Source organism: Mycobacterium aquaticum (genome assembly GCF_002086485.1).
In the GTDB taxonomy this organism is placed as follows: domain Bacteria; phylum Actinomycetota; class Actinomycetes; order Mycobacteriales; family Mycobacteriaceae; genus Mycobacterium; species Mycobacterium aquaticum.
This window is the reverse complement of the sequence record NZ_MVHF01000004.1, coordinates 89,811-110,291: the sequence shown is the minus strand read 5'-3', so window position 1 is coordinate 110,291 and position 20,481 is coordinate 89,811. Positions and strand designations below refer to the sequence as shown.

General features: G+C 66.3%; 22 protein-coding genes, 1 tRNA gene and 1 pseudogene. 5 read left to right on the top strand and 19 right to left on the bottom strand.

Annotated features, from left to right (window positions below):
- Nucleotides 1-4: 4 nt before the first annotated feature.
- The 4 genes from BST13_RS05980 to hisD are packed head-to-tail and all read right to left on the bottom strand — an operon-like array spanning nt 5 to nt 6,148.
- A complete protein-coding gene (locus BST13_RS05980; protein WP_083161650.1) occupies nt 5-1,804 on the bottom strand; it encodes a thiamine pyrophosphate-binding protein in 1,800 nt (599 codons plus the stop codon).
- On the bottom strand, nt 1,801-3,405 hold the full coding sequence (locus BST13_RS05975; protein ID WP_083161648.1) for a GMC oxidoreductase: 1,605 nt from the start codon (nt 3,403-3,405) through the stop codon (nt 1,801-1,803). The genes BST13_RS05980 and BST13_RS05975 overlap by 4 nt, the downstream gene beginning before the upstream one ends.
- Nucleotides 3,402-4,829, bottom strand: coding sequence for an aspartate ammonia-lyase (locus BST13_RS05970; RefSeq protein ID WP_083161646.1), 1,428 nt, complete (start codon nt 4,827-4,829; stop codon nt 3,402-3,404). Before BST13_RS05970 ends, BST13_RS05975 begins: the two co-directional genes overlap by 4 nt.
- The gene (gene hisD / locus BST13_RS05965) at nt 4,826-6,148 is read right to left on the bottom strand and encodes a histidinol dehydrogenase (RefSeq protein WP_083161644.1); all 1,323 of its coding nucleotides are present in this window, start codon (nt 6,146-6,148) and stop codon (nt 4,826-4,828) included. The genes BST13_RS05970 and hisD overlap by 4 nt, the downstream gene beginning before the upstream one ends.
- Before the next feature lie 300 nt (nt 6,149-6,448).
- On the opposite strand from hisD, the gene BST13_RS05960 reads away from it, so the two are divergent.
- Entirely contained in the window at nt 6,449-7,282 is an 834-nt protein-coding gene (locus tag BST13_RS05960) for a mycofactocin-coupled SDR family oxidoreductase (protein ID WP_083161642.1), read from the top strand.
- Nucleotides 7,283-7,445: 163 nt separating this feature from the next.
- On the opposite strand, the gene BST13_RS05955 is transcribed toward BST13_RS05960, so the two are convergent.
- Nucleotides 7,446-7,874 carry an MmpS family transport accessory protein gene (locus tag BST13_RS05955; RefSeq protein WP_083161640.1) on the bottom strand — a complete coding sequence of 143 codons (429 nt, stop codon included), beginning with the start codon at nt 7,872-7,874 and terminating at the stop codon, nt 7,446-7,448.
- A 507-nt stretch (nt 7,875-8,381) separates the two neighbouring features.
- Here BST13_RS05955 and BST13_RS05950 point away from each other — a divergent pair.
- The gene (locus BST13_RS05950; RefSeq protein ID WP_142282739.1) at nt 8,382-9,110 is read left to right on the top strand and encodes a hypothetical protein; all 729 of its coding nucleotides are present in this window, start codon (nt 8,382-8,384) and stop codon (nt 9,108-9,110) included.
- 10 nt (nt 9,111-9,120) lie between these two features.
- Nucleotides 9,121-9,296: pseudogene (locus tag BST13_RS40510) on the top strand (site-specific integrase); the annotation flags it as partial.
- 71 nt (nt 9,297-9,367) lie between these two features.
- On the opposite strand, the gene BST13_RS39015 reads toward BST13_RS40510, so the two are convergent.
- Nucleotides 9,368-9,436 (bottom strand) — tRNA-Tyr (locus BST13_RS39015).
- A 180-nt stretch (nt 9,437-9,616) separates the two neighbouring features.
- Between BST13_RS39015 and BST13_RS05940 the strand changes: the two genes are divergently transcribed.
- Both BST13_RS05940 and BST13_RS05935 read left to right on the top strand, forming a co-directional pair.
- A complete protein-coding gene (locus BST13_RS05940) occupies nt 9,617-9,913 on the top strand; it encodes a CDGP domain-containing protein (protein ID WP_083161636.1) in 297 nt (98 codons plus the stop codon).
- Entirely contained in the window at nt 9,910-10,527 is a 618-nt protein-coding gene (locus BST13_RS05935) for a DUF4352 domain-containing protein (protein WP_083161634.1), read from the top strand. Before BST13_RS05940 ends, BST13_RS05935 begins: the two co-directional genes overlap by 4 nt.
- Before the next feature lie 312 nt (nt 10,528-10,839).
- Here BST13_RS05935 and BST13_RS05930 read toward each other — a convergent pair whose 3' ends face one another.
- The 13 genes from BST13_RS05930 to BST13_RS39010 all read right to left on the bottom strand — a co-directional run bounded on the left by BST13_RS05930 (nt 10,840) and on the right by BST13_RS39010 (nt 20,473).
- Entirely contained in the window at nt 10,840-11,727 is an 888-nt protein-coding gene (locus BST13_RS05930) for a hypothetical protein (protein ID WP_083161632.1), read from the bottom strand.
- Nucleotides 11,724-12,116, bottom strand: a complete 393-nt coding sequence (locus BST13_RS05925; protein WP_083161630.1) for a DUF3307 domain-containing protein — start codon at nt 12,114-12,116, stop codon at nt 11,724-11,726. Before BST13_RS05925 ends, BST13_RS05930 begins: the two co-directional genes overlap by 4 nt.
- A gap of 2 nt (nt 12,117-12,118) precedes the next feature.
- On the bottom strand, nt 12,119-13,660 hold the full coding sequence (locus BST13_RS39665; protein WP_425436987.1) for a glycoside hydrolase family 25 protein: 1,542 nt from the start codon (nt 13,658-13,660) through the stop codon (nt 12,119-12,121).
- Nucleotides 13,657-14,004: a hypothetical protein gene (locus BST13_RS05915; protein ID WP_083161626.1), complete on the bottom strand. Its 348-nt coding sequence runs from the start codon at nt 14,002-14,004 to the stop codon at nt 13,657-13,659. Before BST13_RS05915 ends, BST13_RS39665 begins: the two co-directional genes overlap by 4 nt.
- Nucleotides 14,005-14,037: 33 nt before the next feature.
- The gene (locus BST13_RS05910; RefSeq protein WP_083161624.1) at nt 14,038-14,724 is read right to left on the bottom strand and encodes a DUF7257 domain-containing protein; all 687 of its coding nucleotides are present in this window, start codon (nt 14,722-14,724) and stop codon (nt 14,038-14,040) included.
- A complete protein-coding gene (locus BST13_RS05905; protein WP_083161622.1) occupies nt 14,724-15,137 on the bottom strand; it encodes a hypothetical protein in 414 nt (137 codons plus the stop codon). Before BST13_RS05905 ends, BST13_RS05910 begins: the two co-directional genes overlap by 1 nt.
- Before the next feature lie 29 nt (nt 15,138-15,166).
- Complete coding sequence (locus BST13_RS39660) at nt 15,167-15,853, bottom strand: DUF7240 domain-containing protein (RefSeq protein ID WP_245839390.1); 687 nt, start codon at nt 15,851-15,853, stop codon at nt 15,167-15,169.
- A gap of 10 nt (nt 15,854-15,863) precedes the next feature.
- On the bottom strand, nt 15,864-17,174 hold the full coding sequence (locus BST13_RS05890) for a DUF7172 family protein (RefSeq protein ID WP_083161620.1): 1,311 nt from the start codon (nt 17,172-17,174) through the stop codon (nt 15,864-15,866).
- Nucleotides 17,171-17,770, bottom strand: a complete 600-nt coding sequence (locus BST13_RS05885; RefSeq protein ID WP_083161618.1) for a DUF7172 family protein — start codon at nt 17,768-17,770, stop codon at nt 17,171-17,173. The genes BST13_RS05890 and BST13_RS05885 overlap by 4 nt, the downstream gene beginning before the upstream one ends.
- 97 nt (nt 17,771-17,867) lie before the next feature.
- On the bottom strand, nt 17,868-18,509 hold the full coding sequence (locus BST13_RS05880; protein WP_083161616.1) for a DUF7172 family protein: 642 nt from the start codon (nt 18,507-18,509) through the stop codon (nt 17,868-17,870).
- Nucleotides 18,510-18,538: 29 nt separating this feature from the next.
- A complete protein-coding gene (locus tag BST13_RS05875; protein WP_083161614.1) occupies nt 18,539-18,895 on the bottom strand; it encodes a hypothetical protein in 357 nt (118 codons plus the stop codon).
- A gap of 8 nt (nt 18,896-18,903) precedes the next feature.
- A complete protein-coding gene (locus tag BST13_RS05870; protein WP_083161612.1) occupies nt 18,904-19,290 on the bottom strand; it encodes a phage tail fiber protein in 387 nt (128 codons plus the stop codon).
- 28 nt (nt 19,291-19,318) lie between these two features.
- Entirely contained in the window at nt 19,319-20,473 is a 1,155-nt protein-coding gene (locus BST13_RS39010) for a glycine-rich domain-containing protein (RefSeq protein WP_083161610.1), read from the bottom strand.
- Nucleotides 20,474-20,481 lie beyond the last annotated feature (8 nt).

The following is a 20,481-nucleotide window of genomic DNA, read 5'->3' as shown; positions in this document are numbered from 1 at the left end:
GCCGTCAGAACCCGCGCTTGGCGACGTAGTCGTCGCGGACCTCGCCGTGGTACGCGGGAACCGTGATGTCCCACCAGCCCGTCGGGTGCATCTCCGTCCACGGCAGTTCGCGGGCGCTGATCACCTCGACGACCACCGGCGCCGGCGTCGCGATGGCGCGGCGCACCGCGGCTTCGAGCTCGGCTGGATCCTCCACGCGTTCGGCGGTCGCCCCGAGCGAGCGGGCGAACTCTGCGATGTTGGCGAAGTATGGCTTCCCGTCCGGAGTGGTCCAGCCCGAGACGATCTCGCGTTCTGCGCCGAACAGGTTGATCTGCAGGTCCTTGATCGCCTCCCAGCCGCCGTTGTTGAGCACGACGATGGTCAACGGCACGTTCTGCATCACCGCGGCGGCAAGCTCGGTGCCCGTCTGCAGGAAGGCACCGTCACCGACCAAGGCCAGCACCGGACTGTCGGGGGTGCCGATCTGCGCGCCGATGGCGGCGGGTACTCCGAACCCGATCCCGGAAAACCCTCCGGCGACGATGTTGGTGCGCGGTTCGTATATGGGGAACTCGTTGAACGCCTGGTTCGCCGGGTTGCTCGAGTCGGTCACAAGAACGCCCTCACGCGGCAGCGCCTTGCGGATCTCGACCATCGCACGCGAGTTCGTCATCGGCAGATAGTCGGTCGTGCGCATCGGCCGCAGGTGCTCGTCCCACTGTGCCTTGAGATCCTGGAGTTCGGCGAAGTACTCCGTGGTGCGGTAATCCCGCGCAGATTCGATCGCGGCGAGCGCCTCCCGCAGTGCGGTCAGCGTGGACTTGGCGTCACCGACCACGCCGACGTCGACCGGGTAGTTACGGCCGATCTCGAAACCGTCGATGTCGATCTGCACCAGCTTCGTGTCGGGGATGCTGAACGTGACACCGGGCCGGTACGACGAGGTGATGCGGTCGCTGAAGCGGCACCCCACGGCCAGGATCACGTCGGCGGTGCGGGTGACGCCGTTACCGGGGATGGAACCCATGTCACCACACGGCCACGCGTAGAGGTCGTGATCGGCGGGGAACGCGCCCTTGCCCTGGAAAGAGTGGGTCACCGGCGCACCGAGGTGCTCCGCGACCGCCAGCAGTTCGGCACTCGCCTCCGCGGCGATGACCCCACCGCCGGCGAGGATGACGGGCCTCTTGGCACCGGCCAGAAGCTCGGCGGCGGCCTGAACCGCCTGCGGATCGCCGGTAGCGCTGTGGCGCGCGCGGCGCGTCCCGGTCGAGGGGGTGTACTCGCCGTACTCGGCCTGCAGATCTTGGGGAATGTCGACGAGCACCGGCCCGCGGCGACCTTCCAGCATGGTGTTGAACGCCTGCTCCAGCGCGGTGGGGATCGATTCGACCCGGTTGGGCTGCCACCAGCGCTTGACGACCGGTTCGGCCATGCGCGGGAAGTTGTTGCCATGTGGGCGATCCAGCTCCTGCAGCACACCGTGGTTCTCCATATACGTGTGCACCGCGCCGGTCAGCAGCAGCATCGGCTGCGAGTCGACGAATGCGGTCGCCAGTCCCGTCAGCGTGTTGGTCGCACCGGGCCCGATAGAGGTGCACACCGCGGCGACCTTGCCCGAGGACCGGTAATACCCGTCGGCCATGTGCGCCGCGCCCTGCTCGTGAATGGCAGGGATGACCTCGATCTCGTCGGCGCGGTCGACGAACGCGTCCAGGAGGGCGGTGTTGCCGTGGCCGGGGATGGCGAAAACCTTCTCGACACCGTTGCGGATGAGGACGTCGACGACCATCTGGCCGCCGGTGAGCTTCTGCGTTGTCATGACACTTCCTTCGTACGTGCGGCTAGCGGGGCGGGGCGCGCATCTGCGGATGCGCTACGTCGTGCGGTCTCGGCGATCACCGGCGCGACGCGCAGGGCGTTGGCCGCGATCGTCAACGCGGGGTTCATCACCGGCAGGGAGGGAAAGAACGCGGAGTCGACGACGAACAGGTTGTCGATGTCGTGCGCGCGGCAGTCGGGGTCGAGCACCGAGTTGGTGGGATCCAGGCCCGCACGCGCCGTGCCGGCCTGATGAGAATTCACGTCGATGCCCGGCGACTCGCTGACCACGATCGGGTAGCCGAGTTTGCGTACCAGCCTGCGCATTTCGCGCACCAGCACCCGGTGAGTGGAGACGTTGTTCGGTGTCCAGGCGACCTGGATCGCGCCGTCGGCGCGCAATGTCACGCGGTTCTCGGGATCAGGCAGGTCTTCACTGAACAGCCACCAGTCGATGCTGCGCCTGGTGGCGGCGTTGAGCGCCCACATCGGCAGGTGGGGCCGCTGGCCCCTGATCATGGCACCCTGCAGCTTTCCGATGAGCTGGACGTGCCCCAGCGGGTACGGGTGGTCCTCGGTGCCCTTGAGGTAGTAATCGTTGACGTACATCGTCTTCTGGAACGTCGCCTTGTTGCGGCGCAGTGGGTTGATGGCGACCACGATCGAGTTGTTGTGCACCATGTAGTTCCGGCCCACCTGATCCGATGAGTTGGCCAGCCCAGTGGGGTGCCGGTCATTGGCTGAGCGCAGCAGCAGGGCCGCGGAGTTCACCGCACCGCACGACACCACGACGGTGTTGGCGGACACGGTGTGGGACTGCTCCCCCATCCGGTATTCGATGCCCGTGGCGCGCAGGCCTGCCGCATCGGTCGTGATGCGCGCGACGTAGGCGTTGGTCAGCAGTTCCACCGCTCCCGAGGCGACGGCGGGCCGGACTCCGCATACGTCGGCGTCTGCTTTGGCCAGGACGCGACACGGGAATCCGTCGCACGTGGCGCATTTGATGCACCCGCCGCCCTGGCGCAGGTCGACCCCGAGGGACACATGCGAGGGCGTCAACCCAAGGTCGCGCAGACCTGTGGCCATTCGCGCGACGGCGTCCTCATGTTCGAGGGCGGGGAACGGGAAGGGCTCGGTCCGGGCCAGCGTGGGATCGTCGAGGTCGCCGTGGACGCGATAGAGGCTCTCCGCGACGGCATAGTGGGGCGCGAGGTCGTCATAGTTGACGGGCCAGGCCGGCGACTGCCCCTCGGCAAGGTCTGTTTGCTGGAAGTCCTCGCGGCGGAACCGGACAAGCGAAGCACCGTAGAACTTGGTGTTGCCCCCTACGTAGTAGTAGGTGCCGGGGCGGAAGGGGGCGCCATCGCTCGCGTCGTACCACTGCTCGGCATTCTTGTATCGGCCGTCGACGAAAACTGCTTGCGGATCCCAATTCTCGGGCTCCTGCGGCAGGAAGTCACCGCGTTCGACGAGCAGGACAGCCAGACCGGAGTCCTTGAGCGCGTAGGCCAGCGTGCCCCCACCCATGCCGCTTCCGACGATGACGACGTCGTAGTGGCCGCGCGTGGGGCGGTCGACGCTGTGTGGAGTCGACGTGGTCATGCGTGACCTCCCGCCATCCCGGGTGAAGACGCCGGCGTGGCTGCCCGGACGAGGCTGTGCGGACTCAGGATCGCCGCCAGATGCTCTGCCGATACAAGCCCCCGTTCCAGCGCCAGATCTCTGACCGTTCGTCCCTGCGCGAGCGCGTCGGCCGCCAGTCGGCTGGCTGCCGCGTATCCGATGTGCGGGTTGAGCGCCGTGGCGATGCCGATGGAGTTCGTCACCGACTCAGCCAGGCGATCGAGGTTGGCCGTGATACCCACTACACAGCGCTCGCGGAGCACCGTGCAGCCGCGCGTGAGCAGTTCGACGGTCTCGAACAGGCTGTGCGCGATGATCGGCTCGAAGGCGTTGAGCTGGAGTTGGCCCCCTTCGGCGGCCATCGTCACGACGAGGTCGTTGCCGATGACCCGGAAAGCGATCTGGTTGACCACCTCGGGTATGACGGGGTTGACCTTGCCCGGCATGATCGACGAACCAGCCTGCACCGCAGGGAGATTCAGTTCGCCAAATCCGGCCCTGGGGCCCGAGGACAGTAGCCGCAGGTCGTTGCAGATCTTCGACAGCTTTACCGCAGCGCGTTTGAGCACACCCGAAACCTGAACGAACGCACCGACATCTTGGGTGGCTTCGATGAGATCCGATGCCGTGCAGACCTCGATGCCCGTGATCGCGGCGAGGTGATCGCGCACCCGGCCCGCGTAGCGGGGGTGGGTGTTGACACCGGTGCCGATCGCGGTCCCTCCGAGGTTGATCTCGGTGATCAGCGCCGCCGCTTCCTTCAGCCGCTCAACGTCCTCCAGCAGCATGACCGCGTATGTCGCCACCTCCTGCCCCAGCGTCATCGGCACAGCGTCCTGAAGCTGTGTGCGTCCGACCTTCAGGATGTCGGCGAACTCGATCGACTTGTCCGAAAAGGCGCCGGCCAGTGCCGACATGGCGTCCGCAAGTCGCGAAAGACCTTGGTGCAGACCGGCCTTGATGGCAGTGGGATACACGTCATTCGTGCTCTGGCTGCGGTTGACGTGTTCCAGGGGGTGCAGATTCTCGTAGTGGCCGCGCTCGTGGCCCAGCAGCTCGAGGGCTCGGTTGGCGATGACCTCGTTGGCGTTCATGTTGGTTGACGTGCCGGCGCCACCCTGGACGACGTCCACCACGAAATGCTCGCGCAACGCCCCACCGCGGATCTCGCGGCACGCCCGCACGATCGCGTCGGCTTCGCGTTCTCCTACCAGACCCAGTTCCGAATTCGCCAGTGCCGCAGCTTCCTTGATCGCGACCAACGCCGTCACCAGATCCGCGTGGCTGGACAGCGCGACGCCGGTGATGGGGAAGTTTTCCAGTGCGCGCAGCGTGTGGATGCCGTAGTAGGCGTGATCGGGTAATTCCCGGTCGCCCAGCAGGTCGTGCTCGACGCGAGTCATGACGCCCCCGACTCGGCGGGCAGCTCCGCCCAGTTCATCGGTACCCCGCCGAAGCGCGCGGCGCGCAGATCCCCCGAACGTGCGTGCCCCTCGAACCGCTCCAGCCGTGACAGTCGTCCGCAGATCTCGCCGATGCGTGCACTCGAAGCGGTGTCACGCACCTCTTGATAGGTCAGCGTCTTCAAGAACTTGCCGACCCACAGGCCGCCTGTGTAGCGCGCCGCGCCCAGTGTGGGCAGCACGTGATTGGTCCCGATCACCTTGTCGCCGTATGGAACACACGTTCCCTCGCCCAGGAACAGCGCACCGTAGTTGCGCATGTGTCCAAGCGCCTGCCGTGGATCCGCGGTGAGGATCTGGACGTGCTCCGAAGCGAACCGGTCGGCGAGCTCGTAGGCCTCCTCGACGGTGTCTACGAGATGCACTTCGCCGTGATCCCGCCACGCCGGTCCGGCGACCGCGTTGGTCTGCAGACCGGGCAGCAGCGCTTCGATGTGGTTGAGGACATCGCGTGCCACGCCATCGGAGGTGGTGATGAGCACACACGGCGAGTCGGGCCCGTGTTCGGCTTGGCTCAGCAGGTCGACGGCGATGGTGAAGGGGTCAGCGTGTTGGTCGGCGACGATGAGGGTCTCGGTGGGCCCGGCGAACAGGTCGATGCCGACCTCGCCGAACAGTTGGCGTTTGGCCTCGGCGACGTATGCGTTGCCGGGGCCCGTGAGAATCGACACCGGATCGATGGTTTCCGTGCCCAACGCCAATGCGGCGATGGCTTGCACCCCTCCCAGGACGTAGATCTCGTCTGCGCCTGCAAGGTGCATCGCAGCCACGCTGATGGGCGGTGCACCGCCGTCGCTGGGTGGAGTGGTCGCCGCGACGCGCTCCACTCCGGCGACCTTGGCGGTCAGCACGGTCATGTGAGCCGACGCCGTCAACGGGTAGCGGCCACCCGGCACGTAAGCGCCCGCGGCCTCGATGGGCACATTGCGGTGACCGAGGAAGACCCCGGGGAGAGTCTCGATCTCGACGTCGCGCATCGATTCCCGCTGTGCTTCGGCGAAGGTGCGAATCTGGTTCTGCGCGAAGCGCAGATCGTCCAGCACCGTCTCGGGTACCGAGGCCACGATGCCGCGGACCTCGTCGTCGCTCAGTCGAAAGGACGCGGGGGCCCACCGGTCGAATTTCTCGGAGTACCGCCGGACTGCGCTGTCGCCTTTCGCCCTGATCTCGGCGATGACGTCGGAAACGGCGTCGACGACGGCTGGATCACTTGACCTCTGCGCCGACGCACCCGTAGCGCCCTTGACAACCGTTGCCATTGAAGTTGCTCCTCCACGTGAGAGACACGGACCAGTTACCAGACGAGCATTCACGAGTCCCGCGGACGTCGGGAGACTCATCGCGGGAACAATGTCGAGTTCCGAGAACACATTTCGTGTATCCCCGGTCGGCCAGCCAGCGACACGTTCTGTGTCCCCGGTGGCGGTGAAACGGTCACACCGTGTGTCTTACGGAGCGACTCCCACTGGGCGGACCATTTCGGAACGGCGTCCAGGGCGACCCGGCTCACAGGGTCCGCCACGGACGCGAAGGTCAGAACCACCGAAAAAGGAGCCACCATGGGACAACTCGACGGCAAGGTCGCATTCATCAGTGGCATCGCCCGCGGCCAGGGGCGTTCACACGCGCTTACGCTGGCCCGCGAGGGTGCCGACATCATCGGGTTTGACTTGTGCGCCAAGCCTTCATCGACGCCGTATCCCGGCTCGACGCCCCAGGACCTGGCACAGACACGTGAGCTCATCGAGGAGACCGGGCGCAAGGTCGTGGCCGACATCGCCGACGTCCGCGACTTCGAAGCCGTCAGGCGCGTCTTCGACGACGGCATCAGCCATTTTGGGCGCGTCGACATTGTGGTCGCGAACGCCGGCATCTGTGCGGGTGGTCTGGCGTGGGAGATCACCGAGGAGGCGTGGCGCGAGATGCTCGACATCAACTTGACCGGGGTCTGGAACACCGTCCGGGCGGCCATCCCCACTCTGATCGAGCAGGGCACAGGCGGCTCGATCGTGATGACCGGTTCCGCGGACGGCATCAAGGGGCATCCCAACATCGCGGCCTACACCGCGTCGAAGTTCGGGGTGAACGGACTGGTGCAGTCACTGGCGATGGAGCTCGGGCAATACAACATCAGGGTGAACTCCGTGAACCCCGGACAGGTCGACACCGACATGATCGGCAACCAGTTCGTGTGGGGACTGTTCCGGCCGGATCTGGAGCATCCGACCCGCAAGGACGTCATCGACGTGTTCAAGGGTGTCAACCTGCTGCCAATCCCATGGATGACACCCCAGGACGTCAGCGACGGCGTGCTGTACCTGGTATCCGACGCGGCCCGCTACGTCACCGGCCACGCCCACGTCATCGACGCGGGCAACCTGCTCAAGTCGTAACGCGGGCACGGCGGACTTGCCGGTCGGCACTGACGCCGAACGCAAACGAAAACCGTTGGGCGCGAACAGCCTCAGGCCGTCGGAGTTCGGCATGCCTTGGCCACGCGTCGAAGACATCCCAGCGCCGGCAGGAATGCGCCGAGCCCGACAACTCTTACGAGTCTTACGGTCGGGTGTATGTGCAGTGCGCAGACCCGGCAGGCTGCTCGGTAACCACCTGGCCGTTGAGAGTGATCCGGCAGCCAGCATTGTCAGCGCCTACGGCAACCACCTGAAGCAGGTGTACATCGGGTCCGACGGTGATGGTGCGCTGCCATGGCAGCGGCGCGTCATACACCCGATCAGTTGTCGGGTCGGTATCGATGGTGATCGCCGTTCCCGACCCGGTGACCTCGAAGAGCACCGTCGCATCAGCTGCGGCAGTGGGCGATTGAGACAGAGTCGACTCGGGCGCTTCCGCAGATGTGGACGCGGGCGCTTCGGGTGTGGGTTTGGCTTCATCGGCTGACTTCTGACAGCCCGCCGCGGTGAAGATGAGGGCCACGGCGGCGATGGCCGCTGGCAACAAAGTGCAACGCCTCGAGACTGGCATCAAACCACTGTGCGGCACAGCTTGGCGAAATGCGCGGAAACAGCAAATTGTGTGTACGCCAGCCCATAGCACGGCGGACCGGGCAGCAGTCTCCAGTGAGGTTATCCGAACGTCCCATTACAAGGTCAACCCCCCGGCCTGCCATCGGCGACCAACACCCTCCGGTACACGGTCGGGACCCGCACAAACAAGCGAGGAGATGAGCCCGCGGCCTCTCCCGACCTCATTGTGCCCAAGGTGGAGATTCTGTTTCTCCCACGGTTCCTGGACCTCACGGAAAACATGTGGGAGGTCATCATGCACCGATGAACCTGCAATGGTCACCTTCCGAGGTCAACGAGCGAATCAAGAATTCCCAGTCGGCCGCCGACATGAAAGGCGTGGACCCTCAGTGGCAAACCAGCAGATTGCGCTACAGGACCAGAAACGTCGCGAGTTGACCGAGTTGATCGCCCAGCTCGCCGATAGCCAACTGCCGAAACGATAAGACAGGGACGGTATTAGACGGTGTCAGGAATTGACGAGGCGGCGCTGAGAGCCGCAGCGACTTGGGAATCGGAGCCCATCAACATTCTCGCGCCCGGCGACGACACCAGAGCGCTTATCCCCCAAGGGTGGTGGCCCGTGGCGGAGTCGGCAGATCCACAGGATCGTGCGCACGCCGCATTAGCGTTGTGGAACGCCGAATTCGTGGAGCTCATCCCCCGCTACGCAGCGGTTTTGCGCGACTCGCTGGTCGACGTACGAGTAGCGAAACACAGCTGGCTGGGTGCCCCGTCGTTGGACTACGTGGTGCGACGGTTCAACGGTGATCTCCTCGTGTGGGTTGGCGAAGACCCGCGCACCATCGGGGACGAGATGCCGCCGCTGTTCGACTCGGTGCCCCCGGCTGTTCAGACGTTCCTCCGACAAGTCCACGCCGGTTACACCATCTACGACGGAGAGTCTTGCGGTGTGACATCCCCGTCGGCCATGAAGACCCTCGCCGCGTACTGGGGCGAGCCCGACCGCAATGAGATCGCGGAGTGGGACGAAGACTATCCATTCCCAGGTAGTCAGCGATTACTGCTACTGACGGGCAGTGAGACGTCGCATCTGTTCACCTCACCAGATCTGCCGGTCGGGAGCGCGGTCACCTACTTCGAGCCCGAATACGAGATCGTCCCATTCGGTAAAGGTCTGGACATCTTCATGAACATGCCGTTGGGAGGCCGTGGCGGCTGTCGATGGGTGTGATGGGGTGCGGCTGCACAATCTACGGCACCCCTGCGCCTCGTTGGCCATCAGCTCGGGGACGAAGGTCAAGGTGGTACAGAGCTCCTTGGACACAAGACAGCGGTGCTGACATTGGACCGGTACGGGCATCTGTTCCCGGACCATCTCGACGCTGTTGCCACTGCATTCGACCGCCGCCAGAACTGACTGCGGACGCCCTGCGGACGGTCGTGCCCCACAACGCAATCAGGCCCCCTCGAAAGGGGGCCTGATCAGTGTGGCAGGTAGTGGATTCGAACCACTGTAGGCGTAAGCCGACGGATTTACAGTCCGCCCGATACCGTCGCATGGCTTCGCGCTGTGTCGCGGAAAAGGCTCCTGATCAGGCATGACGATCGCATGTGTTCGCATGGTTTCGCGCGGTTTCGCGCGTGTGTTGTCACAACTCTGGCACAACTCAGGCGCGCGCCGGAACGGGTGATGAGGAACTGTCACGGGCGTCAAGACAGTGTCGTACGATTCCGCGCATGTACAGGTGGCTCACAGGTGGGCTGGTCGCAGGGGGCCTGGCGGCGGCCGGTTTGGCGCTGGCCGCGCCGTCCAGCGCCGGGTGCGAGACCCAGCCGTTCGCGCAGTACTGCGACGGCCCGATCCGTCCAGACGGCACCTGGGACCGGTGTTTCTCGACACAGCCGCAGGCCATCAACGGCCAGTACGGACAGATCACTGGATGGGTGCCATCTGTCGGCCGCTGCTACCCCGTCGACCCGAACGCCTGGCCACCGACGCCGCTGGGCCAGCCGCAGTACCACATCTACCCATGACGGGCCTCCGCGTCATCGCCGTGCCCGCCGCGATCACCGCGCTGGCGCTTCTTGTTGCCTGCAGCCAGCCCACCCAGCAACCCGCGGCCACCACCGTCACGGTCACCACTGAACGCGGGCCCGAGCAACCGCCGGTGGCGCCGACGGGCGAGCCTCGACGCGACGCTAGCGGCGCGATGCTCAAAGCGATCGGTGAAGGCGCCGGTGTCGGGTGCCCATCACCGACCGCGCCGTGCGATCTGGAGTTCACCGTCACGGCGATCGAACCGGGATATCAGTGCTCGGATCCCTACCAGATTTCACCGCTCGCTCCCGGGCAGCAATATCTGCGGTACTCGGTTGATGGTCAGGCAGCGAACAAGCTTGAGTGGTCTGGTTCGGCCGACGCCCTGCGTATCAACAACTGGGCCATCGAGGATGGCGATGGCGTTCTGCATCGCGACCTCGATATTGCGTCGCCCTGCACAGAGCACGCCGACGCCGTACTTCAGACGTTCGTCCCGGGAACTCGCATGCGGGGCACCGTAACGGTGATTGCCCCCGCCTCGGCGAAAGAGCTCAGGCTCATCGTTGGGGACATGTCCTGGGTATGGCCGATCTCCCCGAAGACCTAGCGCGCCACGATATCTGAGCAAGAGTGGACTTCTACCCACCCCAAGGAACCGGAGGCACACATGGCTCAAGGTAAAGCGGCAGAAGCGCAGAGCTCGGCGCGCCTAGCTAGACACGCAGCCAGTAACGAGTACGAGCGGCGCATGGCAATTGCTGTCGAGAGGTTAGCCGAGGCCGTTGGAGACATCGCCCTCAAGGTGCACCACATGAGCTAGGTGCGACGGTTGCGCCACGCCAGAGTAAACGCCAGCGCGATGGATGCTGCGCTGTCCGCGATGCCGATCCAGCACATCGCGTAGACCGCGGCCACGGTGTCAGGCCGCTGCTGGTATCGCGGCGGCGATGGCGCCGAGGTGGTCGACTGCGTACTGGATCCCGGTGCGACCGTCGGCAGTGACAGGCCGCCATTCGTAGGTGATGTGCGGACCGGTCGGCGGATTCTGGGCCACGAACTGCAACGCCACGGCGACACTCTTCGCCAGGGCGCCGACGTTCAGCGGGTTGGTCAGCAGCTCCAGGACTTGCTCGGCCAAGCCGCCCTTTCCGGTGAGCGCGGCCAGCACTGCGGTGGCGGCGTTGATGTCGAGGCCGAGTTGGATCGCCGCCATGTAGCAGGCGGTGATGTTGTCGCCCGCCTGGCCGATCGGCACCGAGGTGTACATGTCGCCCGGGTTGCCGATGTCGACCCACGTGGCCGGGAGGTCGGCGGGCAGGCGCTTGGCGGCGATGCCGCGGCCGCCCGGGTCGACGAGGCCGGACCCGGTGTGGCCTTGCCCGCGCATCGGGTTGCCGATCGTGTAGCCGCCGACGAAGTTGCGCCGCAGGTGATACAGGCGGCCGCCCGGGGTGATGATCTCCAGCAGCACGCGTGACGCCGCCTCGGCGCCCTGGGAGTAGCCGCCGAGCCCGAACGTCTGCAGCGGGTGCGCCAAGATCCACTCGATCGCCCACTCCACCGCGATGTCGACGGACTTCGCGTAGCTCGGGGCGTTCGGGTTGGGTGCGCCGATGAACCCGAAGCTCCACGGTGCCTGGACGGGTACCTCGAACACCGGTGCGTCCAACGTGTCCGCAGCACCGGCCACGACCCACGATGGATAGCCGGAGCCGGGCGCGGCCCAGGTGCCGGCGAACGTCAGGATCGCGTGCCGCACGAACTCGACGCCGCGGCGCCCGGCCAGCAGCTCGGCCATGCCGGTCATAGCCACACCACCGCGGCGACGTTGATCAGCATGTGGAGCACGTTGTCGGCGATGATGAGCAGCCACACGGCCAGCCAGTCGGGGCGGTCTGCGCCGTGGCCAGTCGGGGTGTGCGGCGGCCGGAAGGCACTGGGGGCGAACTGATTCTTGAACCACACGACGTGCCGAGCCAGCCGATACCGGTCGATCACGGCGTGCGTGCTGATGATCACGAGCAGCGCCAGCGGCGACTGGGTGACGAACAGGAACGGGATGCCGTACGTCAGCGCGTGCGCGACTGCTGGCCACCACCGCTTCGTCTTCTCCTGGGCCATCCAATCGGACTGGATCAGGTAATCGCCGAACATGTGCGCCAGGCCGGCGGTCGCGATGGCCGCCGCGATGCTCATCGCTACTTGGCCTTGAGCGCGTCGCTGGCCGGGCTGGTGGACTGTCCGGCGGCCTTGCGGCGGGCGATGAGGTCCTCCATCAGCTCGATCATCACGTCCCCGTGGTCCCGGACGATGCCGTCGGAAAAGTCGTTGCGCCAGGCGATCTGCTCACCGATGGTGACGGTCTGCTCGTCGCTGTCGGTGTGGCCGTTCTGCCAGCTGCCGTCCGGCTGGACACGACCCCACGGGCCGCGCGCCGGGTCCTTCACGATGCTGTTGAACGGGCGAGCGAAACGGGAGAACACGAACCGCCACGGCTGCGGCCAGCCGGACCGCTTGGCGGGGTCGGACGGTGGGAACACACCGCGGGACTGGGCTTCGAGCTCTTCGGCTGCGGACATGGTGATTTCTCCTGACTGTGGTGGGGTTTCGAGGTTGAGAAGTTGGCGGAGCTGCGTGGGTGTGCCGCGGAACGCGTTGGCGTCGACCGATTTCCCGGCCACTAGGGCACGGTCGGTGAACTGCAGAATGTCGGGCGTACGGCCGCCGTACGCGCCCCACATCGCCCAGGAGTTGCCTGGGTACAGCACCGACGCGTATCCGCTGCCAGAGACGTACTCGGAGCGGATGAGGCCCGGCACCTGCGACAGGTCCGGCTTGCCGATCTGCGCCCAATACCAGTCGGGGATATACGACAGCGCGACTCGCACCCCGAGCTTCTCGATCTCGGCCTTGACTGCCCAGAACTGGGCGATGTCACCGGATCCGGCTTCGAAGTCGAGCATGGCGGGGATGGACTTGTCGCCGAGCTGGTCGACGAACAGACGGGCCTGGGCCGCCGGGTCGCCGGTGCGGACGTAGTGGTAGCCGGCCAGGATCAGGCCGAGCCGCCGAGCGTCGTCACGCGTCTTGGGCCAGAACGGGTCCCGGTAGCTCGCGCCCTCGGACACCTTGGCGAACACGAAGTCGAACCCCTCGGCTTTGACGCGGTCGAGGTCCATCACGCCCTGGTGGTTGGAGATGTCGATGCCGTAGGTGACGGCGTTGGGGTCCGGCGCCACTTCGGTGCCGTCCTCGGTGATCGGGCCGGGTAGGTAAGCCCAGTCGTTCGCGTACCCCGTGTCATAGACAGAGCGGGCTTGGTTGCCGGTGACGCAGCCGTCGGTGCCGTTGGATTCCATTCGGACGCCGTCGACTTCGATCCACATGTGCGAGTTGGCACCGCCGCCGGGCCCGTGGTGGATGGCGATCTTCACCGCGGCGTCGGCCGGGAAGTCGTTGGGGTGCGCGACGGTGATGGTGCCAAACGGTCCGCGGTCCCCCACCTCGATGGGGCGCCACGATTCGGTGGTGATCCACGCGCCGGTCGCCGGGTCGATGCGTCGCCACTGCATGGCCTCGCCGTAGATCACGCCGTTGAGCCCGTGAGCGGCCAGCGCGGAGCAGTCGCAGCCCTGCCGCACGTTGGTCTTGGACCACTCGCCGCCGTAGATGTAGTCGTTGCCGACGCGTTCCCGGAAGCGGGCCTTGAGGTACTCGACCGCAGCGCGCGCCGGCATCAGCGGCCACCGCCGAACAGGCCACCGAGGTTGGGCAGCCGGCCGGCGAACTGCTGCAACTGGGCCACCACGTTGGTGAGGGCGCCGAGGTCGGGCAAGTGACCGGCGAGCATCGGTGCGAGACGACGCGCCAGGCTGTCGAGGACCTGGTCATCGAGCTGGCCGGGGATGACGTTGGTGGCCTTGTCGACGAGGGACGGCAACACCTCGGCCGCCTGCTCCCGCACGAACTTGGTTGCTGAGTCGATGTCGTCGCGGTTGGCGGGGTCCTTCAACCACTCCACCGCGTAGTCGAAGATGGCTTTTCCGAGGATGGGCACGAGCGATGCGAGCAGTTTTCCGAGCACGACACCGGACGGTAAAGCTGCAGGGTGCAAGCCCTATCCGGCCACAATCCAATCGATCGTCGGCGAGAACCGGCGCGGCCCAAGCGCATCCTTCGACGCATCCACCCGGGCACCGATACTGCGGTAGCCCGCGCCCTTCGCCGCGGTGCCGGCGTTGTCCGGCCACTCCCCCGCGAACTTGCCATTGCGGCGCAACGTGTGCAGGTTCCCCACACCTGACAGGCGGCAGATGTCGCCGGCAGCGTAGGCGCCGCAGTCCGGAACCATGATGGTGTCGGTGCCGGCGACGCGGCGCACGATCGCCAGCTTGGAGTTGAGCAGCTCGACACCGACGCCGTGCGTGAAAGCACCGTTGGACACCCGCGCGAACACCTGCGTGCGGTGCTGCGTGTTAGTGATGCTGTTGCCGGAACCCTGCGAGCCGATACGGAATTCGAGGTAATAGTCATCGGCACCGGTCGTGCCGGTGTTGAGCCGCACGCGGTCGGTCTTGAGGGCCGCGGCCAGCAACCCGTCGGGAATGTCGAGGCGAAGCGACCCGTCCACGATGCCAGCCACATAGTCGCTCGCCGGGCCGTAGTGAACCCAGTTGGCGCCGAGATCATCTCGGTCGAAGTAGTCCCCAAGTGACGATGTCGACCAGAGCAGTTGACCATCGCGGCGGATCTCGACGATGTCCTGTCCGTCGCGTTTGATGGTGACGATCCCCGGGATGGGCATCAGCCAGCTCGCAGCATGTAGGTGACGCCCGGCACCGGCGTGATGGCTGCGTACTCGGTTTGAGTCATGAACACCATCGGCGCATCGACAGGGTTGCCATCCTTGTCGTAGGCGGTGACGACACCCAGACCTGCCTTGGCTGCGGTGACCGCGTCGTCGTCGAGCTTGGGGGTGGTGACGGCGCCGGGGGCGAGGTTGACGGCTTCCACACCGTTGGTGGCGATCTTCTCTGTGGTGGCTGCCCCGTCGGCGAGCTTCGGGCCCGTGACGGCTTTCTCGGCCAGCTTCGCTGTGGTGACAGCCCCGTTGACCAGCCCGGACGGTGCGACCTCGGCGATCTCCTGCTGCATCTGCGGCGCCAGCCGTTCACCGACTGGCTTCGACAGATCGAGGAACGGAACCAACGTCGACATGCCCCGCAGGTTATGGGCCCAGCGTGCAGCTACCGCATCCCCGACATCGCCCGCGTGAACGCATCGAACGACGCCTCCACCTCACCAGGCGTGAAGCCCTCGGGAGGTTTGACCTGCGCCCGATAGTCCTTGCCGTTCAGGCGTTCCGCCCCTTCCGGCTCGGGCGCATACAGCCGGTCCATCAGGTCCTCGCGGGCCAGCCGATCCCGATCCTTATCGCCCGTGCTGGCCGTGCCCTCCAGCGCGAGTGTTTCGATCTCATCGATGACGGCGTGCATGTGCGGTAGTTCCCGCATCGGGTCAGCGATTCCGTCCGACCGCATCCGCTGTCGAACGGTTCGCCAGTGCGTGCCGGCCATCACCGCCAGGATGATCACGGCGACATAGGGGCGTGCGGTGCCCCAGGTCGCCAGCCCGCGCGCCACGCGCGTGGTGGTGTCGCCGGGGAGTTCGTCGGCCATCATGGCTGACAGCAGCCGCTCAAACTCGCCGTCGTCGAGGTGGTCCCGGACGAATTGGGTCAGGTGGCGGTGCCGTTCCTCCGGGGTGATCTTCGGGTTGCCTGACATTGCCAGCGCGGCCGCCGATCTCGGCATCGGCCGACGGGCCTTCACGACGCCGACGTCCGGCACATCGAGGTCCAACACCGGGCCCGTCAGCGGCGCCAGCACGGCGTCGCCCAGCATGTCGTCGAAGCCCTCGGGCGGATCAAACATCTGGGCTGGCTCAGATGACGGGGGTGCCGGGCACCAGCACCGACAGGGCGATCGCGCGCCCGGACCACTGGGGTTCCTTGGTCGGGGTGAACGACCGGTCCAGCGTGGGCCGCGGCGGACTGGCGAGCGCGGCGACCGCCATCGTGGAGCCGGTGGCGTCGACGTCGGACAGCGCGGTCATGCCGGCCGGGGGTGCCTGGTTGATCGGCGCCTGCAGCGGCGTGTGAGCGATGTGGGAGGCGCACAACAGCAGCTGACCGCGGCTGTCGATGCTGGGGCACACGTGGCCGCCGTCGCCGCGTTCCCAGAACCGCCGGGACAGGGTGGAGGCGAATCGCCACTCGGTGAAGTCCGTGGAGGCGTCGCGCAGCACCACGAGCGTGACGATCTCCTCGGCCAGCACGCCGGTGGTGAAGTGGTAGGAAGCCGGTTCGGCTGCCGACGCGATGCGGCCGTACACCTTCATGTGGACGTCGCCGATGCCCATCAGTCCGTCATTGCGGACATGCAGCTCGGTCCAACCGGATTCGGACGGGGTGATGTCGGAGGCCAGGCCGATGTTGTTCGCCACGATCGCCAACATGGCGTCGCCCGCCGCTGTTCCGGCCGGCACATCGACGTCGGTGGGGAACGTGTTGTTGGTGGAGTGCTCCACCCCCACGACCGTGGGGACCGGCCGTGACGGCAGCGGACCGCCTGCAACGCTGGGGATTCCGAACAGGTCGACGCGTGTATCGCCGGAGATGAACAACGACTCGGTGTTCTGGTCGCCGCCGTCGATGGTGGTGTTCTCCCAGAAATCGCTGACGAATCGGACGGTCACGCGCGCGAAGAACGTCTCCCCCGGCGCCACCATCGGCCACCCGGGGGTCTGCGGCATCAACGGTGCGCTCTGGCTGTTTTGCCGCACTTCGTGCACACCGAAGCTGGTACCCAATGCGAGGGTTCCGCCCTTGCCGATGTCCATGCCGCACCCGAACCGCGACACCTCCACCATGTCGAAACTCGCTGGTGGCGTCGCGGTGGGTCGGATGTCGATGCCGTGCGAGGTGACGAGGTAGCCGCGGGACCGGGCCTGCAATGTCACCTGTGCGCCGGCCCGGGTCACGAGACCGTAAACCTGCTGCGGCACTGGGCTGTTGTTCGTCCACTGAATGTCGACGCTGTGCACCAGGTCTGCTTTGTTGCCGCCACCGCTCGTGTCGTAGCTGCGGGATACCGATGTGGCTGTCCGGCTGGCCAGCTGGCGGTATTGCGTCCATGGCTGCGGTTCGATCGCTTCGTCGACGATCGCGAAGTGCTCACTGTTGGCGCCGCTCATGCCGAACCCACCGGGGTGGCAAATACCAGCAGGCGGGCCCAGCGGGCGTGCGCTTCCCACCGCGACTCGAACTCGCTGGCCGACGTCCACACGCCGGGAGTCTGGACCGCGGCGAGGTAGCGGAAGTGCAGCGAATGCTTCGCCGGCAGGACGCCGATCGGCACCCACGCCTGCGAGCCGTCACCGTCGATGAACAGGCGCCCGTATTTCAGGTCCTCCGCGCGGGCCTCCGGCCGGTCGACCTGGGCGCGGCCACCGAACGCGTCCTGAACGATGCTGGGGTAGTCGGCGGTGGGGCTGACACCCTGCGCGTGCGACCAGGCGTCGTGGATCACGACGGTGCCGGGGTTCTGCGCGACGATGCTGCGCGGTGCTCTATTGACCTGCACGGCAACGACTTGCGGGTCACCGGTGTTGTTGTACCAGTCTATGTCGCCGCTGATCATCGTCACCGGGTCGGGGGCGCGGCTGATCGTGCCGTCCTTGGTGGATTCGAGGAATCGTTCGGCGACAATGCGGGGAAACCAGTGCCGCGCCATGTCGAGACCGTCGACCGTGGCCAGCATCCCCTCCATGGTGCAGGGTTTGACGGTCATCGCCGACCCCTCCAGTAGCGGATCCACGCCACGCCCCAGGACGCGACGTAAACCGCCGGCCAGACCGCGATCCCGATCAGGATGCCCACGAGCAGGTTCATCCGGTCACCACATTTCCTTGCTGTCCGAACGCGATCAGTTGTAGCCGAGCCCAATTCGCTTTCGCCTCATGCTTCGGGCTGTTCTTGTTCGCGTTGTCGCTCCACGGCGGCGGCGTCCACACGTAGCAGCGGTACCAGGCCTTGAACGACTGGCCGGGCCCGATCGGGTAGGGCACCCACTCGTCGACCATGTTGGTGTCGGTCCACATCCACTGCTGCCCTGGCTGAGGCTCGGCGACACTGTTGGTGCCCAGGTCGATCGCGGATCCGGTCTGCCCGTTGAAGATTCCCGACGTGATCGGCGGTCCGGGTTCGGCGTCCATCGCGTAGGTCCAGCGGTCACGGAACTGAATCGCGTTCGGGTTGCTGGTCAGCCAGTAGCGCGGGCCGCGGACCACGCGGATCAACAACTGCTGCTCGAGCGGAGTTTCATTGCGCCACCCAGCTTTGATGTCGATCAGCAGCTTTCCCGGCAGCGCAGTGGTCGGGTATACCTTCCCGTCACCACCCGAATTGCCCCGCACATCAGCAACGAGACGCGGCACCGCCCACGGCTGCAAACGGAGCTGTCCGGCGTCGTCGGTGGTGAGGTTCTCCCCGATGCAGACGTTCGGCTCGGTGTACTCCGTGATCGCCACGGCGGTGAGGTTACGGAGCGGCGGTGCGGCTACACGGGCGTCCAGGAGCGCGGCGGTGAGGTCACCAACTGGAAGTTGCGGGTCAGCACGTTGCCGTTGTTGACACGACGCATCTCAGCCAACGTCTGGCGCGCCTCGGCCTCCGACCCGAACACCGTCACCGTGATCTGCCACGCCGCCGGGTCGGCCAGAGCTTCATCGAGCAGCGCGGCGTGGACCCGAACCGCTTCCTCGAACGCGATGAGCAGTTCGGCGTACTGATCCTGCAATTCCTGGTCGGCGTCAGGGGCCGGTGGTATCGGCGCGACCGGGGTGTTGGTGGTGACCGACTCGGGCGGCGTCGCTACCTCCCACTGCACGCCCCACTGGATCTCGTTGTCAGCCATGGTGTCTCCTACGATGCGATCGGCGAGAAGGACAGCGGCGCGGTGGTGACGCGGATGATGTCACCGGACACACCACCTTTTGCGACCGAAGCATCTGCACTCCACAGCGCGTTGCCTCCGCTGGCCGTGTCCCAGAACGATCCGTGGGTGACGGTGTTGGTGCCGCCCAGGGTGTGTTCGGGGGTGTTGGACAGTGCGATCGCGCCGGACGCCGCCGCCGCGAATGAGCAGGCGTACCGCGTGGTGTTGGTCGCGACGTTCGAGCTGCAGGCGGCGCCGGGTTGGCCGGTGTGCGCTTGGAAGTACACCACCGCGGGTGGTGTGTAGGCGACGTTGCGGCACACGTGATCGAGGAGCTTGTTCGCCAGATAAGCGGTGATACCGGTGTTGGCCACGCGGTCATAGTGGTTGAGCCGCGTGCAGTTACTGGTACGCCCGGAAAGCTGCGAGGCCGGGGGCTCCTACGCCACCTGCGCCGCCGAAGCTCGCGCCGCCGGCGCCGCCGCCGCCGGGTGGGTTGCCCGCTGCGCCGTTGGTCGACTGTGTGCCGCCGCCGTAGTACGGCTGGCCGTTGTAGTTGTAGTTTCCGGGTGAGCGGCCGACGTTGTCTGATGTGCCGGTTGCGTTCGCGATGCCGCCCGCTCCGCCCGCGCCTGATAGACCGGCCCAGCCGGTGGCGGCCGCGGTCGTGGCGGTGCCCGCTTGGCCTGCTGTGCCGGTGAATCCACCGGATCCACGTGGACCGCCGGTTCCGACCGTTCCGGTGATCTGGGCGACTGCCCATGCAATTGTGGTGCCGCGCTGGATGGTGCCAGCGGCCCATGAGCCTGCCTCGCCGGGGTATCCCTTGAGTGTGTAGAACGTGCCCGAGCTGGCACCGCCGCCACCCGCGCCGAGCACCACGGCGTCGATAAAGTCGCAGTTGCGGGGGAAGGTGTAGGCATAGGCGCCCGCGGTGGCGTATGACTCGGTGGCCGGTAGTCCTGTGGCGGGGAACGCCAGCGAGAGTGATCGGTTGAGGGTCAGCGATTGAGCGAGCGCGAGCGTGCGGATGTAGTCGAACGAAGCGGACCGGTTGGCGATGACGGTCTGCGGCAGGTTGATTGGTGCCAGCAGGGTGCTGGTCAGGTCGCGGCCGACGGTGATCGCCCGGGGCAGGTCGATGGGCTTGACCATGTCGAGGGTCAGCAGCCGGTTCACGTTGATGGTCTGGGCGAGGCCGAGGCCCACGACGCGGCCGAGCACCATGGCGCGGTCGATCTGCGCGGCCAGCGCCATGTCGAGTAAGTAGATGCCCTGTAGTTCGAGACCTCGGGTGACGGTGAGTTGCCGCGCCATCGTCATGGCCGCGACTTTTTGCAGCGCCAGGTCTCGACTCACGGTGACCGCGCGCACGAGGTTGAGGCTTTGCAGCGCCTGCAATTCCAGTTCGGTGACACAGCGGACCGTCAGGGCTAGATCGATACCGAGCACCGCCCACCACGACGGCTCGGTGATCTGGCTGCCGGAATGGTCTGGGGCACCGCCCCACCCGATCCGCAGCAGCGGAGATGTCTGGCGCTCAGGAAACCACGGCACGCGTCAGC

Coding starts and splice junctions, on each gene's coding strand:
- BST13_RS05980 (WP_083161650.1), bottom strand. CDS start 1,804: ATGACAACGCAGAAGCTCACCGGCGGCCAGATGGTCGTCGACGTCCTC.
- BST13_RS05975 (WP_083161648.1), bottom strand. CDS start 3,405: ATGACCACGTCGACTCCACACAGCGTCGACCGCCCCACGCGCGGCCAC.
- BST13_RS05970 (WP_083161646.1), bottom strand. CDS start 4,829: ATGACTCGCGTCGAGCACGACCTGCTGGGCGACCGGGAATTACCCGAT.
- hisD (WP_083161644.1), bottom strand. CDS start 6,148: ATGGCAACGGTTGTCAAGGGCGCTACGGGTGCGTCGGCGCAGAGGTCA.
- BST13_RS05960 (WP_083161642.1), top strand. CDS start 6,449: ATGGGACAACTCGACGGCAAGGTCGCATTCATCAGTGGCATCGCCCGC.
- BST13_RS05955 (WP_083161640.1), bottom strand. CDS start 7,874: ATGCCAGTCTCGAGGCGTTGCACTTTGTTGCCAGCGGCCATCGCCGCC.
- BST13_RS05940 (WP_083161636.1), top strand. CDS start 9,617: ATGTACAGGTGGCTCACAGGTGGGCTGGTCGCAGGGGGCCTGGCGGCG.
- BST13_RS05935 (WP_083161634.1), top strand. CDS start 9,910: ATGACGGGCCTCCGCGTCATCGCCGTGCCCGCCGCGATCACCGCGCTG.
- BST13_RS05930 (WP_083161632.1), bottom strand. CDS start 11,727: ATGACCGGCATGGCCGAGCTGCTGGCCGGGCGCCGCGGCGTCGAGTTC.
- BST13_RS05925 (WP_083161630.1), bottom strand. CDS start 12,116: ATGAGCATCGCGGCGGCCATCGCGACCGCCGGCCTGGCGCACATGTTC.
- BST13_RS05910 (WP_083161624.1), bottom strand. CDS start 14,724: ATGCCCATCCCGGGGATCGTCACCATCAAACGCGACGGACAGGACATC.
- BST13_RS05905 (WP_083161622.1), bottom strand. CDS start 15,137: ATGTCGACGTTGGTTCCGTTCCTCGATCTGTCGAAGCCAGTCGGTGAA.
- BST13_RS39660 (WP_245839390.1), bottom strand. CDS start 15,853: ATGTTTGATCCGCCCGAGGGCTTCGACGACATGCTGGGCGACGCCGTG.
- BST13_RS05890 (WP_083161620.1), bottom strand. CDS start 17,174: ATGAGCGGCGCCAACAGTGAGCACTTCGCGATCGTCGACGAAGCGATC.
- BST13_RS05885 (WP_083161618.1), bottom strand. CDS start 17,770: ATGACCGTCAAACCCTGCACCATGGAGGGGATGCTGGCCACGGTCGAC.
- BST13_RS05875 (WP_083161614.1), bottom strand. CDS start 18,895: ATGGCTGACAACGAGATCCAGTGGGGCGTGCAGTGGGAGGTAGCGACG.